General features: G+C 69.2%; 14 protein-coding genes and 1 riboswitch. Of the genes, 6 read left to right on the plus strand and 8 right to left on the minus strand.

Translation table 11 applies throughout. From position 1 onward, the window contains the following. Positions 1–39 precede the first annotated feature (39 nt). On the minus strand, positions 40–1,194 hold the full coding sequence (locus tag AC5W7N_RS22715) for an alpha/beta fold hydrolase (protein ID WP_195021039.1): 1,155 nt from the start codon (positions 1,192–1,194) through the stop codon (positions 40–42). Positions 1,195–1,259: 65 nt separating this feature from the next. Then, a riboswitch (cobalamin riboswitch) is annotated at positions 1,260–1,386 on the plus strand. Between the two features lie 51 nt (positions 1,387–1,437). On the opposite strand from AC5W7N_RS22715, the gene AC5W7N_RS22720 reads away from it, so the two are divergent. The 5 genes from AC5W7N_RS22720 (at position 1,438) to AC5W7N_RS22740 (ending at position 6,675) form a co-directional block, all read left to right on the plus strand. Continuing rightward, positions 1,438–2,469 carry a FecCD family ABC transporter permease gene (locus AC5W7N_RS22720; RefSeq protein ID WP_195021040.1) on the plus strand — a complete coding sequence of 344 codons (1,032 nt, stop codon included), beginning with the start codon at positions 1,438–1,440 and terminating at the stop codon, positions 2,467–2,469. Then, entirely contained in the window at positions 2,466–3,344 is an 879-nt protein-coding gene (locus AC5W7N_RS22725) for an ABC transporter ATP-binding protein (protein ID WP_324197421.1), read from the plus strand. The genes AC5W7N_RS22720 and AC5W7N_RS22725 overlap by 4 nt, the downstream gene beginning before the upstream one ends. Then, entirely contained in the window at positions 3,341–4,366 is a 1,026-nt protein-coding gene (locus AC5W7N_RS22730; RefSeq protein ID WP_195021041.1) for an ABC transporter substrate-binding protein, read from the plus strand. Before AC5W7N_RS22725 ends, AC5W7N_RS22730 begins: the two co-directional genes overlap by 4 nt. A gap of 255 nt (positions 4,367–4,621) precedes the next feature. Further along, positions 4,622–5,107, plus strand: a complete 486-nt coding sequence (locus AC5W7N_RS22735) for a MarR family winged helix-turn-helix transcriptional regulator (protein ID WP_194990702.1) — start codon at positions 4,622–4,624, stop codon at positions 5,105–5,107. After that, on the plus strand, positions 5,104–6,675 hold the full coding sequence (locus AC5W7N_RS22740) for a DHA2 family efflux MFS transporter permease subunit (protein ID WP_195021042.1): 1,572 nt from the start codon (positions 5,104–5,106) through the stop codon (positions 6,673–6,675). The genes AC5W7N_RS22735 and AC5W7N_RS22740 overlap by 4 nt, the downstream gene beginning before the upstream one ends. A gap of 78 nt (positions 6,676–6,753) precedes the next feature. Here the strand turns inward: AC5W7N_RS22740 and AC5W7N_RS22745 are convergent, their stop codons facing one another. From AC5W7N_RS22745 to AC5W7N_RS22765, 5 genes are all read right to left on the minus strand, one after another. Further along, the gene (locus tag AC5W7N_RS22745; protein ID WP_163816519.1) at positions 6,754–7,830 is read right to left on the minus strand and encodes a phage tail tip lysozyme; all 1,077 of its coding nucleotides are present in this window, start codon (positions 7,828–7,830) and stop codon (positions 6,754–6,756) included. 148 nt (positions 7,831–7,978) lie between these two features. Beyond that, a complete protein-coding gene (locus AC5W7N_RS22750; RefSeq protein WP_195021043.1) occupies positions 7,979–9,574 on the minus strand; it encodes a GMC oxidoreductase in 1,596 nt (531 codons plus the stop codon). A 359-nt stretch (positions 9,575–9,933) separates the two neighbouring features. After that, on the minus strand, positions 9,934–10,614 hold the full coding sequence (bioD, locus tag AC5W7N_RS22755; RefSeq protein ID WP_195021044.1) for a dethiobiotin synthase: 681 nt from the start codon (positions 10,612–10,614) through the stop codon (positions 9,934–9,936). Between the two features lie 2 nt (positions 10,615–10,616). After that, positions 10,617–11,837, minus strand: a complete 1,221-nt coding sequence (locus AC5W7N_RS22760; RefSeq protein ID WP_324197422.1) for an 8-amino-7-oxononanoate synthase — start codon at positions 11,835–11,837, stop codon at positions 10,617–10,619. A gap of 70 nt (positions 11,838–11,907) precedes the next feature. Beyond that, entirely contained in the window at positions 11,908–12,384 is a 477-nt protein-coding gene (locus AC5W7N_RS22765) for a MarR family winged helix-turn-helix transcriptional regulator (protein WP_163816525.1), read from the minus strand. Between the two features lie 60 nt (positions 12,385–12,444). Between AC5W7N_RS22765 and AC5W7N_RS22770 the strand changes: the two genes are divergently transcribed. Beyond that, on the plus strand, positions 12,445–12,819 hold the full coding sequence (locus AC5W7N_RS22770) for a cupin domain-containing protein (protein ID WP_194990782.1): 375 nt from the start codon (positions 12,445–12,447) through the stop codon (positions 12,817–12,819). Between the two features lie 44 nt (positions 12,820–12,863). Here AC5W7N_RS22770 and AC5W7N_RS22775 read toward each other — a convergent pair whose 3' ends face one another. Together AC5W7N_RS22775 and AC5W7N_RS22780 are read right to left on the minus strand one after the other, a co-directional pair. Beyond that, positions 12,864–14,135, minus strand: a complete 1,272-nt coding sequence (locus tag AC5W7N_RS22775; RefSeq protein WP_195021046.1) for an adenosylmethionine--8-amino-7-oxononanoate transaminase — start codon at positions 14,133–14,135, stop codon at positions 12,864–12,866. Between the two features lie 159 nt (positions 14,136–14,294). Further along, positions 14,295–14,729 carry a MarR family winged helix-turn-helix transcriptional regulator gene (locus AC5W7N_RS22780; RefSeq protein WP_163816531.1) on the minus strand — a complete coding sequence of 145 codons (435 nt, stop codon included), beginning with the start codon at positions 14,727–14,729 and terminating at the stop codon, positions 14,295–14,297. Positions 14,730–14,765: the final 36 nt, after the last annotated feature.

The following is a 14,765-nucleotide window of genomic DNA, read 5'->3' on the forward strand; positions in this document are numbered from 1 at the left end:
GCCGAACACCGTTAACGGCACCGTGATCCGAACTCGGGCTCACCGTCCGGCGTCGACGCGGTCGGCGCTCTGCTGTTCGAACCGTTCCACGAACGGCTGCACCTGCTGGGCGAGCACGGTGTTGTACTCGTGCGGGCGCTGCCGTGGATTGGCGTGGCCGGTGCCGTGCGGCAGCACCACCAGCAGCGCGCCGTCCACGCCGCCGACCTCGTCGATGAGCACCTGATGGGTGCGTTCGACGTCGACCACGTCGTCACGGTGGGCGTCGTGCGGGCGGATGAACACGATCGCCGGACGCGGCTTGCCGTCGGCGGGCTCGGACAGCGCGCGCAGGTTGTCGGCCGAACCACCGGCCACGATGGCCAGGAATTGGGATTCGATCAGGCCGTTGCTGGCGGCGTCGGGGTTGAAGATCTTGTCGCGCAGCACTTCGGCCACCACGTCACCCAACTCGGCGACGCGGATACCGGGGACGCCCTCGCGGTCGACGAAACGTTCCCGGCGCGCATAGGTTTCGACGGTCAGGCGCAGCGTGCGGCTCTCCCTGGCACCGGGCAGCCAGCCCATCCAGCGCACCATGTCCTGGCCGCGGCCGCGTTTGTCGGGTCGTACCGCGTCGAGGTCGAGCGGGGTGCAGTCGAGCAGCACCGCGACCAGGCGCAGCTCGCTGCCGGTGTGGATGTGCTGGCCCACCTCGAGCGCGATCACCCCACCCATGCTGTGGCCGGTGAGCACGATATTGCGGATCCCGGACATCACCGCGGCCCGGATGATCAGATCGGCGATCACCTTGGTGTCGATACCGCGATTGTCGTAGCGGATCGCCCACACCACGCCCATCGTGGCCAGTGCGGGCAGCGCCTCGGCGGTGTCGGAGGCGTTGAGACCGCCCAGACCGACCATGTCGACGACGGCGGTATCCCAGTCCCCCGGATCGGCGGGCGCGGAGATCGGCAGCAGCGACGGCTCGGTGCCCGCCAGCCGCGCCCGCTCCGGCGCGACATCGTGTACCCAGTACTGGACCATGCCGATCAGCACGATCAGCACCAGCGCACCGACCCGCGACAACACCAACCGGGTGCGGCGCAACGTCGTCCAGTTGTGCCCGAGCCGGGTCTCGGCCAATCGGGCCCGCCGTCGCGCGTCGTCCCAGTCGGTGACAGTGGACGGGTGTGGATCGTCCAGCGGCGACATATTTTCACTGTAGGCACGGCGCGCGAACCTCTGCCATCGCCGCGACCCGGCGCCACGGCGAACCGGACCGATCGGTAGAGTTCGGCCTCACCCTCGGTGGGTGCGGGAATCCGGTGCAAATCCGGGACGGTCGCGCCACTGTGAGCGCCCACTGCGGGCGCGAGTCAGACCTCCCCCACCGGACGAACTCTGGAGAGGCCGCGACTTGCCTGTGGAGCGCTGTTCATCGATGGTGCGTGCGCGATGACTCGTGTCAGCACCGCTGTCGTCGTCCCGTTGCTGCTGGCCGCGCTGGCCGCGGTCATGGTGCTGGCCACCGGATTCGGCGCGGAATCGCTTCCGGTATCGGGCGTGGTCGAGGTCCTGACCCACCGCCTGAGAGGCCGGATTCCGCCGGATCCCGGCCTGGACACCATCGTCTGGCAGTTGCGGGTGCCGCGCACCGTGCTGGCCGCGATCGTCGGTGCCGGGCTGGCGCTGGCCGGTGCGGCCATGCAGACGCTGGTACGCAACCCCTTGGCCGACCCGTTTCTGCTCGGCGTGTCCTCCGGCGCCGGGGTCGGTGCCGCGGCGGTGATCACCTCGGGTGTGTTCGCGGGGGCGGGGATCTGGGCATTGTCCGGTGGCGCGCTGATGGGCGCGTTCGCGGCGGCGGCGCTGGTGTTCATGATCGCGGTGACCCAGGGCGGGCTGACCCCGCTGCGGCTGGTGTTGACCGGCACCGTGCTGGCCTCGGCATTCTCGGCGCTCACCAGCTATCTGATCTTTCGCAGCACCGATCCGGCGGCCGCGCAGTCGGTGCTGTTCTGGCTGCTGGGCAGCCTGGCGGGGGCGGACTGGACCAAGATCGCGGTGCCGCTGGCGGTGGTCGCGGCCTCCGCGGTGGCGCTGATCGCGGCGTCGGGCTGGCTGGACGCGCTGCATCTGGGCGCCGATTCCGCCGGTTCCCTCGGGGTTCCGGTGCGTGAGCTGCGGATCGCGCTGTTCGTGCTGCTCGCGGTGCTGGTGGGTGTGCTGGTGGCGGTGTCGGGCGGGATCGGCTTCGTCGGCCTGGTGGTGCCGCACGCGGCGCGCCTGGTGGTCGGGCCACGCCATCGCACGCTGCTGCCCGCCTGCGCGCTGCTGGGCGCGCTGTTCCTGGTGATCGCCGATGCCGCGACCCGAGTCCTGGTGCGCCCCACCGAGATACCGGTCGGGGTGTTGACCGGGCTGATCGGCGCGCCGGCGTTCCTGATCCTGATGGGCCGGCGTCATTACCGGTTCGGTGCGTCGTGAGCAGCGCGTTCACCGCGGCCGAGGCCGGCGACCGGAGCGGCGGCGAGACCGCTGGACGGCCGCAGCCTTCGATGACCGCGAGCGCCCCCACCGGCGGGGCGGTCGTCGCCGTGCACGATCTGGCCTGCGGGGCCGGGCGGCGCGAGGTCCTGACCGGCGTCGGCTTCGAGGTCCGTGCCGGCGAGATGATCGGCATCGTCGGGCCGAACGGCGCGGGCAAGACCACGCTGCTGCGCACGCTCGCCGGGCTCACGAAGCCGCGGCGTGGGCGGGTGCTGGTGGGCCCGGACGACCTGCACGCCCTCTCGCCCCGCCGCCGCGCGCGCACTGTCGCCCTGGTGGCGCAGGACGAACGCCCGCCCGATGATCTGCTGGCCTGCGAGGTGGTCGCGCTCGGCCTGACGCCGTATCTGCCGCCGTGGGGTGCGGGTTCGGCGCGCGAACGCACGGTCGTCGACGACGCGCTGGCCGCGGTCGATCTCGCGGGATTCGGCGACCGCCCGGTGCATCGGCTCTCCGGTGGCGAACGTCAGCGTGTGTTGCTGGCGCGCGCACTCGTGCAGGACACTCCGGTGCTGCTGCTGGACGAGCCGACCAATCATCTCGACATCACCCACCGGCTCGAGCTGCTCGCCCACGCCAGGCGCCTGGGCCGCACCGTGATCGCCGCGCTGCACGACCTGGCGCTGGCCGATCGCTACTGCGACCGGGTGCTGGTGGTGCACGAGGGGCGCGCCCAGCCGCTGGAGCCACCCGAGATCGCGCTGCACGCCGACGTCATCGACGCCGTGTTCGGGGTGCGGGCCACCCGCGTGCCGCATCCCGAGACGGGCGAGAACCATCTGTTGATCACTCCGCGAGAGGCGGCGCCATGAAACACCCGATCCGAATGCTCTGCGCGGCGGCGCTGGCGGTGACGCTGGCCGCCTGCGGCAACCCCCAGGCGGCCACCGGCGATCTGACCGTGCGCAATTGCGGTGTGGAGTCCAGCTTTCCGGCTCCCGCGCAGCGCATGTTCGTCAACGACAGCAATATGATCTCGATGGTGCTGGCGCTCGGCGCGCAGGATCAGGTAGCCGCGGTGTCGAGCATGCAGCAGGACATCACCGTGCTGCGCGAGCACTACGGCGACGCCGTGGACCGGCTCCGTTCCGTGGCCGACGAATCCCCCTCGCGGGAAACGGTTCTCGCGCAGGGACCGGACGTCGTCGTCGCCGGCTGGAATTACGGCTACGACGAATCCAAGAATCTCACCCCCGACTCGCTGCGGGCGGCGGGCATCGCCGCCTACATCCTCACCGAGAGCTGCCGCCAGCGCGCCGGTGAACGCCCGCGCGGCGTGGTCGAACCGTGGACGGCGCTGCGCGAAGACCTCACCAATCTCGGCGCCATCACCGGCCGCACCGAACGCGCCGCCGCGCTCGTCGATGATCTCGATCGCCGCCTCGCCGCGCTCGCGGCCGCGCCGAAACCCGCACGCACCCCGCAGATCTTCCTGTTCGACAGCGGCAGCGACACCATCTTCTCCAGCGGCAGTTTCGGTGCGCCGCAGGCGATCCTGGACGCGGCCGGTGGGCGCAATGTGCTCTCCGATGTCCCCGACACCTGGACCGCGGTGTCCTGGGAGCGGCTGGCCGGCGCCGACCCGGACGCCATCATGTTCGTCGACTATCCGATGCAGAGCTACGCGCAGAAGGTCGAGATGCTGCGCGCCAAGCCGGGCATCAACCAACTGCGCGCCGTGACCGAGGGCCGCTTCCTGAACCTGCCGTACGCGATGTGGACGAGTGGGCCGCTCAATATCGACGCGGCCGAACAGATTCGCAAGCACCTCGAGCAGTGGGGGCTGGTGCCGCCCTCGGACATCGCGCCGCGATCCGACGACGCGATTCGCTGAACCCGGTGCCCGGCACGTTCCAGCACCGCTGGATCGGCGCGGGCCGAACGTGACACTCACCACATCGACACAGGTAGAGCGGCGTTTCCGGCGAATATCACACCGATCGTGTCGGACCCCGGGTCTAGCGTCGGCTCCGTGACGCATACGTCGCACGGCCACCATCATGACGTCCCACCCAGCAGGCGTGACGTTAGACACAAACGCGCAATATTCGCTTGTACGCGACTATTGCGTGCGCATTATGATCGCGCGGTGACGAGTGAATTGGGAATCAGCGAGACGCTGGAGCGTTTCCTGACGGGCCTGTTCAGCGCGAGCCGCTCCGGGGGTGCCGATCGTTTGGTCGACCTGGATCTGTCGCTCTCGCAGGCACGCACCCTGTTCGTCCTCGGCCACGACGATCGTCAGCAGCTGCCCATCCACACCATTGCCGAACGACTCTCGTTGTCGGTGACCGCGGCGGGGCGCAATGTGGATCGGCTCGTTCGTCTCGGGTTGCTGACCAGGGACGAAAGCCCGGAGGACCGGCGGGTCAAACTGGTCGGCCTCAGCGAACATGGCCGCGAGGTCATCCGCGATCAGATGATGTGCCATCGCGACGCGATCGACCGCCTGGTCGAACGCCTGCCCGACACCGTGCGTGACGATCTGCACGCCGCCCTCATCGGCGTGCTCGACTCCGGGGCACTCGCCTCGGTGCAATCCATCCCAGCCGTATCGACGGGAGACCCCTCGTGAGCAAGTCCGCCGGCAATACCGCCGCAGCGGTACCCGACAAGATAGACGGCGCCGTCCTCAAGGTCGCCGGTGTCGTCGTCCTCGGCGCCATCATGTCGATTCTCGACATCACCGTGGTCAACGTCGCGCTGCCGACGTTCCAGACCGAGTTCGACGTCGCCAACTACTCCACGGTGGCCTGGACGGTCACCGCCTACACCCTCGCCCTGGCGACGGTCATCCCGCTGACCGGTTGGGCCGCCGACCGATTCGGCACCAAACGCCTGTATCTGGCCGCGCTGGTGCTGTTCACCGGCGGTTCGGTGCTGTGCGCGGCGGCATGGAACATCGAGGCGCTGATCGCCTTCCGGGTGATCCAGGGCCTCGGCGGCGGCATGCTGATGCCGCTGGGCATGACGATCATGACCAAGGCCGCCGGACCGGAGCGGATCGGCCGGCTGATGGCCATCCTCGGCATCCCGATGCTGCTGGGCCCGATCCTGGGCCCGATCCTGGGTGGCTGGCTGATCGACAACGCCTCCTGGCACTGGATCTTCCTGATCAACCTGCCCATCGGCGCCATCTCGCTGGTCTACGCCTACGTGGTGCTACCCAAGGATGATCCGCAGCCGAGTGAGAGCTTCGACTTCATCGGCATGCTGATGCTCTCGCCGGGTCTGGCGCTGTTCCTGTTCGGTGTGTCCACGATTCCGGAGGAGGGCACCGTCACCGCGCCGAAGGTGTGGGCGACGATGCTGCTCGGCGCGCTGCTGGTGATCGCGTTCGTGTTCTACTCGTTCAAGCCCAAGCATCCGCTGCTGGACCTGCGGCTGTTCAAGAACTTCGACCTGTCGATCTCCACGATCACCATGTTCCTGTTCGCGGCCTCGTTCTTCGGTGGCCTGCTGCTGGTGCCCACCTACTTCCAGCAGGTGCGCGGGGAGAGCCCGCTGATGGCGGGTCTGCTGGTGGCGCCGCAGGGTCTGGGCACCATGCTCACCATGCCGCTGGCGGGTGCGCTGGCCGACAAGCTCCCGGTGGGCCGGATCGTGCCGGTCGGCATGCTGACCATCACCGTCGCGATGTTCGGTCTGTCGCAGACCGATGCGCACACCTCCTACCCGGTGCTGCTGGGTCTGCTGTTCGTGCTGGGTCTGGGCATGGGTGGCACCATGATGCCGCTGATGACGGCCGCGCTGCGCACCCTCACCGAGCACGAGGTGGCCCGTGGTTCCACGCTGCTCAACATCGCACAGCAGATCGCGAGCTCGGTCGGTGTCGCCATCATCTCGGTGGTGCTGACCAACCAGTTCAAGGCGTCGGAGCCGGTGTCGGCGGCCCAGGCCGTCGGTGAGGCCGAACGCACCGGCACGCCGCCGGATCCGTCGATCCTGGAATACATCCAGTCGCTGGGTGCGAAGTTCGAGTCGATCGTGCTCGACGACATGGCTTCGGCGTTTTCCACCAGCTACCTGGTGGCCGCGTTCCTGTGCCTGGTCACCCTGATCGCGTCGTTCTTCCTGCCGCGCAAGAAGATCGAGGCTCCCGCCGAGGGCGAGCAGCCCAAGGCGCCGGTCATGATGCACTGACCCGCGACAACCGACAACAGCCGATCCCCGTGCGAGCGAATGCGCACGGGGATCGGCTGTTCGCGTATCGGAACCGGCTCAGGCCGACACCGCAGCCATGGTGGCCGCGACATTGTTCGCGTTGGCGATCCGCTGACCGCGCGCCTCGCCCGAGCTGCGTTCGTAGTACTGGTCGAACACCGCCGCCGCGGCGGCAGGCGTGTCGGTGGCGCGCAGCCTGGCATACGCCGCCGACTCGCTGCCCTGCAACTCGTGCATCATGAAATCGACCTGGGTTTCCCAGTCGCCGACCGGTTTACCCCGGGATGCGGCAAAGGCTTCCAGGTTCTCGCGCCGCCCGCCGAGCCACTGGCACAGCCCGTAGGCACCCTCGTTCGGGTTATAGGCACCGGTGTTCAATCCGGGGGCCTCGACCTGCATATTGCCCACGATCCCGGCCGCCTGGGCAGGCGTGAGACCGTAGACGTCGATGAGCCGCCGGTAGATCTTCTCCGCCGTGGTCCGCTCACCACCGTCCAGCGGTGCCGCGTCCGCCGTCGTCGGGACATCGCCGCCGGTGTAGACATCACCGGGCAGGTTGCTGCCGAAGGTCGGCGTCCACGGCGGCGCGCCACCGCCGCCGTATCCACCACCACCGCCACCGGTATTCGCACCGCCCGGAGGCGAATTCCACGCCTGCCGGTCCAGCTCGTTGAACGCGTCCCACACGGCGTCGACGGCCTTGGCGATGAGCTTGTCGATCGCGTGTACCGCGCCGACCTGTTCGGCGGGAGTCGGGCGGTCCGGCGGATCGTCGACCACCGTGCCCAGGGCTTCCTTGATCGCGTCCTCGAGCAGATCGACCTGCTTGGTGACCTCGTTGGCCACGTCGGCGGAGGCGGCGGCCATCTCGGCGATCTGGTCGTCGAGGGAGTTCCACTGGTCCTGATAGTCCTTGACGTCGGCGGCCCGGAGTTTGTATTGCTGCTTCATCTCTCCGGTGCCCGGCATCTCGGCCCCGCCGAGACCGTCGAGGTATTTCGCGGTGATCCGGGTGGCGTTCTTGTTGCCGAGACCCTTCTTCAACGCTTCCAGCGTTGCTTCCGCCCGCGCGATATAGGGATTCAGAATGGGGGCGTCAGTAAATCGCCGAAACTTCACCGGTTCCGGAGCCACCGTCCACCTCCACCACACGATGCCGCAGCATGCGCTCCCTGCCCTGTCTGCCACAGGCGCAGGTGACCACGGCAAGAAGTAGCAGATTCCGCCCGCACGCACGAGCCGCGATATTCCCTCCGGCGAGAAGGCCACCGCGGGATCGGCCTCAGATCACCGCGCCGACATCGGTGGCGACGAGATGATCGAGCGCGCGTTCGGCGACGGCGGCGATCGTCATCGACGGATTGCACGCGGCGGTAGTGCCCGGCATCAGCGCCCCATCGAGCACGTAGAGCCCGCGCTGACCGAGCACCCGGCCCTCCAGGTCGCAGACGCTGCCCATGCTCGCCCCGCCGAGCGGATGCCAGGTGGACGGGAACGCGGCATTGGTGTCGAGCAGGGCGGTGCCCGGTCCGGCGATGCGGTGCGCGGTGGGCCCGATGTGGTTGTCCTGGATGAAGGAATCGCCATCGACCGGCCAGTGCAGCACCGCCTGTTCGGCCGCCGCGTCGTAGTGGAACGCGCCGCGGCCGGCGCTGACGCCGTAGCCGACCATCATGGTCGACTTCGGATCGACAGGCATGGGCGGGATCGAGGCCTGGATGAGCGTGCACGCGGAGTTCGGGTCCGCCCAGTTCAGGCTGCCGTACACGACCGGACCGCCCTGTGCGGGACCGAAATCCGCGGCCGGGTTGGTCCAGACGTAGATGCGGTCGGCATTCGTGCCCCAGTTCTGGCCCAGCGCATCGGGCAGATCGGGGATCAGTCCCCTGGCTCCGGCGCGCACCAGCAGCTTCGTCGTGTTGAGGCTGCCCGCCGCAAGCACGAGCGCCCCGGCGGTGATGACGATGTTCTCCTGGACCGTGCCGGTGCTGTCGATGCGGTCGACGTGCACGATCCAGCGTCCGTCGGCGCCGCGTTCGATATCGGTGACCTCGTGCAGGGTGCGGACCTGCACCCGCCCGGTGGCTTCGGCCGCGGCGACATAGGTGACGTCGACGGAGTGCTTGCCGCCGTTGTTCACCCCCATCGCGCCATCACCGTTGGTGTAGGACGGTTTCATCTCCCCGCGCAGCTCGGCCAGCGCGAAGTTCCAGTCGATGGGCATGGGAATCTTCGACAGCGGCAACCCGGCGCGGCGCACGTGGTCGGCGAAGACGCGGGCGGCGGCGTAATTCGGGTGAGCGATCAGCTCCTCGGGCGCGACCGCGAGCCCGAGCATCCGCGCGACCCGCGGGTAGTGCACGCGATCCATGGTGGCCCAGTCGAGTTCGGCCGGGAAATGCGTGTTGAACACCGCTTCGTCCGGCTGCAGCGACATGCCCTGGTAGATCAGCGATCCGCCGCCGAGCCCCGCCGCGCACAGCGCCGTCATGTTCTGCCCCGGTACCGCTTCGACCAAGCCGGTGTAGGGCTCGAAGGCCAGTGGCTGCCCGAACAGGTTCGGGCTGGACCGATGCCAGAGCATGCGCTTGTCCGGTGCGGAGGCACGCGGGAAGGTCTCCGCGTTCGGCCCCGTCGGCCAGCGCATGCCGCGCTCGAGCAGCAGTACCGGCACTCCCGCCTCGGCCAGCCGCAGCGCCGTCACTCCGCCGCCGAAACCGGAACCGATCACCACGACGCGGTGCTCTTCCCTGGTGAGCCGAACTCCGTTGACCCGCGCGGCGATGGCCGGCTTCGGGTCGGACATCCTGGCTCCGGCGAGCACGGCCGCGGTGGCCACCGCCCCGGTCAGCAGCGAGCGGCGGGAGAGCAGTGACATGAAAGATCCTTACGACGAGCCGAGTGCGGGTGCACGGCGCATCGCTCGGCAGCACTGGCGAGTCCTGCCATCGGGTGGCCAGCGCTGGTCACGTGATGGTCCGGATGCGCCGTGCGTCGGTCACCGAGGATCCCGGCGCGACCTCTCCACGCCGGTAACTCGGTTACCGAGTAACGACGTTACTGCACCGGAGTGCCTCGTGCTCGAGAAATCGAAGAACTCGATCCTGATTCGTCGCCATGCATCGTCTGCCACGCCGGCATCCACCGCGGGGCATGATGTCGTCGAGCCCGCCGAAGACACACGATCTGCCCGTCGGTGTAGCCCCGCCGGTCTCGAGCGCCGCCGGGCGGATCAATTCAGCCGAGCAGGTGGCGCCGTGCCCAGTCCGGATCGAACCAGCCGGGGGCCTCGGCCCGGAACGCGGCCGCCGGCCACGCGCCCGCCCCGGTGGGGATCGAGCCGATCAGCTCGGCGCCGGTCACGCGCGGCAGGTCGGTGCGGTTGGTTTCCATGGCCAGATCGGGAACGTCCGGCCAGGACCCGATGACCAGACCAGCGCATTCCACACCGGCCGCCGCCAGCGCGCGGGTGGTGAGTTCGGTGTGGTTGAGGGTGCCGAGACCGGGGGCGGTGACGACCACGACCGGCGCGCCGAGCTTTGCCGCCAGATCGAGCAGGGTGAACTCACCGATACGGACCAGCACGCCGCCCGCACCCTCGACGAGGACGAGGTCGGCGGTGAGTTCGGTGATGGCCGACAGTGTTTCGTCGATGGTGAGCAGTGGTGCGCCGCAACGGCGGGCCGCCGTGTCGGGGGCCAGCGGTTCCGGATAGCGGGCCAGTTCGAGCGTGCTGGTGACGCCGGAGAGTTGCGTGATGGTCGCCAGATCGCCGGGCTCGTCCTCGGCGACACCGGTCTGGGCGGGTTTGCACACCGCGACCGAGCGCCCGGCCGCCGTGGCCGTGGCCGCCAATGCGGCGGTGACAATGGTCTTGCCGACATCGGTCGACGTTCCGGTAACGAACATCAGCGTCATCGCTACCCCCGCACCGTCGACACGAGCCCCGCCGAGAGCGCCGCCGTCGCGGGCCAGCCGCCGACCGGATACGTCGGACTGCCCGCTGCCTGCCGTGCCGCGGCCAGCACCTCGCCGAGAACCGTGGCAATGACCTCGATCTCCGCCGGGGTCAGGTTCGCGCGCGCCGTGAGCCGCAGCCGGGACGTCCCTTCCGGCACCGACGGCGGACGGAAACAGCCGACGTCGAGGCCGCGCGCCCGGCATTGCTGCGCGGCCTCGAAGGCCACCTGCGCCTCACCGAGCACCACCGAGACCACCGCCGAATCCGGTTGCGGCACACCGGCGATCCGCGCGATATCGGCGGCCCGATCCAGCACCCGCTGCGCGATACCCGGATCGCCGCGCAGGATCCCCAGCGCCGCGCGGGCCGCGCCGACAGCGGCGGGCGCCAGCCCGGTATCGAAGATGAACGTGCGCGCCGCGTCGATGAGGTGGGCGCGCACCCGGCCACTGGCCAGCACCGCTCCCCCTTGGGCGGCAAGGGCTTTCGACAGGGTCGCGGTGATCACCAGATCCGGTTCCCCGGCCAGCCCCACTTCCTGCACCAGCCCACGGCCACCGGTGCCACGGACACCGAGCCCGTGCGCCTCGTCGACGACGAGCACCGCACCGTTGGCGCGCGTCACCCGGTGCAGTTCGGCCAGCGGAGCCAGGTCGCCGTCGGCGCTGAACACCGAATCGGTGAGCACCAGTGCGCGTTCCTCGGTGCGATTCGCCAGCAGCCGGTCCACCGCCGCGACATCACAGTGCGGCGCGATCTCCACCCGCGCCCGCGACAGCCGGCAGGCGTCGACGAGCGAGGCATGACTGCCCGCGTCGGAGACGATCAGCGAGCCACGACCGGCCAGCGCCGTCACCACGCCGAGATTGGCGGCATACCCGGAGGCGAACACCAGCCCGGCTTCGGCACCCATGAATTCGGCGAGCTCGGCCTCGAGCAGTTCGTGTTCGGTGGTCGTCCCGGTGACCAGCCGCGATCCGGTGGAACCGGCGCCCCACCGTCGCACGGCCGCGACCGCGCCCTCGATCACCTCGGGGTGGCGCGCAAGCCCCAGATAGTCGTTCGATGCCAGATCGATGGACGGTGACTGCGGTTCCCGTGCCCGCAGCTGCCGCCGCAGCCCCGCCCCCACCCGCTCGGCAGCACGCGCGTCCAGCCAGCTCAATGGATCGGTACTCACAGCTGAACACCATACTTGAACGGCGTTCAGGAGGGTGACCGGGGCCACCGGATACGCACCGGCGACGGCCTCACGAGCCGAACCAGCTCGGCGTATCCATCCGGAAGAGCTCACCCGGCGCCAGCACCCGGAGATCGGCGTCGAGTGCGGCCATCCGGTCGGCGCCGAGCAGGGCCGACCAGCGCGCGTGGATGCGGTCGAAGGTCTCGGCAGAGCGGTCCAGCACCTCGATGCCGCGATCGCTGAGCGTGTAGACCTTGCGCCGGGCGTCGGCCGGATCATGGCCACGACGCAGGTAGCCGAGGTGTTCGAGGTTGTCGATGTGCTTGCCCGCGGCCTGTTTGGAGATGCCGAGGGCCCGCCCGAGGTCGGCCGCAGTGCACCCCTGCGGCCCGCTGCGCGCGATCGCCTGGAACACGAAGCCGTGCATCGGCCGCAGATCGGGGTGGCCGCGCTCGGCCAGGCCGGCGTGCACTTCGTCGATGACCGCACGGAAGGCAGCCAGCATCCGCAGTGGCAGCTCGAAGCCACCGGCATCCCTTGACATGATGGACAACCTCGTTAACTATATGGACAACATCGTTGTCTATCTTAAGGACGTAACTCCGTGACCGTCATCCGACACTCCGAAACCCGCCGCACGGAAACCCCCGGCGGCATCATGACCACCCTCGCCTCCCCCACCCAGGGCGGCGCCTCGCTCCCGCTGTGGCGTGTCGAGCTCGCGCCCGGCCAGTCCGGCCCGCTGCATTTCATCGATGCCGAACAGGTGTGGACCGTCCTCAGCGGAAGCGCCGAGGTCACCGTCGACGGCGCCGATCACGTCATCGCCGCAGGCGACACGATCATCCTGCCGCCCGATGTGTTGCGCCAGATCAGCGGTGGTGCAGAAGGTTTCACCGCCATCGTCACCGCTCCCGCAGGCGCCCGAGCCGGCGCCCCGGACCGGGACGGCACCATCGTGCCGCCCTGGATCGCATAGCGGCCGGGCACGACCCGCACAGCCGAATCAGCTCGCCTCAGCGCTCATGCGACCCGGGCCGCCGCGACCATCGCCGAGGTGATCGCCTGGACATCGCCGGTAGTGCTGATGAACGGCGGCATCGTATAAATGAGATTCCGGAAGGGCCGCAACCAGGCGCCTGCCGCAACGGCCGCATCGGTGGCCGCGCGCATGTCGACGGGGTGATCGAGCTCGATCACCCCGATCGCGCCGAGCACCCGGACGTCGGTGACGCCGGGCAACTCCCGCGCCGGAGCCAGGCCGGTACCCAGCTCGGCTTCGATGCGGGTCACCTCGCCCTGCCAGTCGCGGGAGAGCAGCAGTTCGGTCGATGCCACCGCGATCGCGCACGCCAGCGGGTTACCCATGAAGGTCGGCCCGTGCATGAGCCCACCGTGTGCGGCGCTGAGGGTTTCGGCGATCTGCTCGGTACTCAAGGCGGCGGCCAGCGTCAGATAACCACCGGTCAATGCCTTGCCGACACACATCACATCCGGGCTCACTCCCGCGTGTTCGGCGGCGAAAAACGTTCCGGTCCGGCCGAATCCGGTGGCGATCTCATCGAAGATCAGCAGCACGCCGTTGGCGTCGCAGAGCCGGCGCAGTTCACCGAGATAGCGCGGATCGTGCCAGCGCATCCCGCCCGCGCCCTGCACCACCGGTTCCACGATGACGGCGGCCAGCTCGTCGGCGTGCTCGCGCACCGCCCGCTCGAGTTCGGCGACATAGCCGGGATCGAAGTCTGTCGGCGGAGCGGGCACGAAGACCTGCTCGGCGAGGATGTCGGTCCACAGCGAGTGCATGCCGCCCTCTGGATCACACACGCTCATCGGGGTGAAGGTGTCGCCGTGGTAGCCGCCGCGCCAGGTGAGCAGGCGGCGTTTCCCGGGGTGGCCGAGCGCGCGCTGATATTGCAGACACATCTTGGCTGCCACCTCCACCGACACCGAACCGGAATCGCAGAGGAACACCTTGTCCAGCCCGGGCGGGGTCAGCCGCACCAGCAGCTCGGACAGCCGCGCCGCCGGCTCATGAGTGAGCCCGCCGAACATCACGTGACTCATCCGCTGCGACTGCACCAGCAGCGCGGAGTCCAGCACCGGGTGCCGGTATCCGTGCACCGCCGCCCACCATGAGCTCATGCCGTCGACGAGTTCGCGGCCGTCGGCCAAGCGCAGCCTGGTCCCGGACGCGGAGGCCACCACCAGCGGCTCGGTGGTGGCCGGAAACCCGCCGTAGGGGTGCCACACGTGTTTCGCGTCGATGGCGGTGATCTCGTCGGGCGTCAGCACCACAGCAATCCTTCGCACAGTGGACGTGCCGCCACGAGCAGGCGGCCTTGAACGCTGTTCAAGTTAACATCTGAGCAGGTGCTGATGCCACGGCGGGACCGAGCAGGGCGAGACCGTCGGCCCCCGCCGCGAAACACCAGCGGCGCGGCATCCACCCTGCGCTTACCGCTCCGGCGCCTCGAGCACCCCCGGCACGGCCGCGAGACCCGCACGCAGCGCCTCGAACTCGTCCACCCCGAGGTGAGCGCGCAGTTCGCGCTCGATGCTCGCGATGCGATCAGCGGCCAGGGCGAGCGCCTGGCGCCCGGAATTGGTCAGCAGCACCACCCGCGCCCGGCGGTCGGCCGGATCGACCCGGCGTTCAACCAGCCCGTGCCGCTCGAGATGGGTGACCAGTTCACCCATGGACTGCTGAGTCATCCCCGCCGCGTCGGCCAGGGCGGTGACGCGCGAGCCCGCCGGGTCCAGGTACCGGAAGACCGCGTAGTGCGCGGGCCGCAGGCCATCACCGAGCATCGCGCCCAGTTCGCGGTTCAGTTCCCGTTCCACGGACCTGGTCGCCAAGGTGAGCAGTTTCAAGATGGAGGTTTCGCCCATTGACACAATAGGAAGGTTACCTTTATATCTGGTTTC

The organism is Nocardia sp. CDC519 (assembly GCF_059509835.1).

Coding starts and splice junctions, on each gene's coding strand:
- AC5W7N_RS22715 (WP_195021039.1), bottom strand. CDS start 1,194: ATGTCGCCGCTGGACGATCCACACCCGTCCACTGTCACCGACTGGGAC.
- AC5W7N_RS22750 (WP_195021043.1), bottom strand. CDS start 9,574: ATGTCACTGCTCTCCCGCCGCTCGCTGCTGACCGGGGCGGTGGCCACC.
- AC5W7N_RS22730 (WP_195021041.1), top strand. CDS start 3,341: ATGAAACACCCGATCCGAATGCTCTGCGCGGCGGCGCTGGCGGTGACG.
- AC5W7N_RS22765 (WP_163816525.1), bottom strand. CDS start 12,384: ATGTCAAGGGATGCCGGTGGCTTCGAGCTGCCACTGCGGATGCTGGCT.
- AC5W7N_RS22720 (WP_195021040.1), top strand. CDS start 1,438: ATGACTCGTGTCAGCACCGCTGTCGTCGTCCCGTTGCTGCTGGCCGCG.
- bioD (WP_195021044.1), bottom strand. CDS start 10,614: ATGACGCTGATGTTCGTTACCGGAACGTCGACCGATGTCGGCAAGACC.
- AC5W7N_RS22780 (WP_163816531.1), bottom strand. CDS start 14,729: ATGGGCGAAACCTCCATCTTGAAACTGCTCACCTTGGCGACCAGGTCC.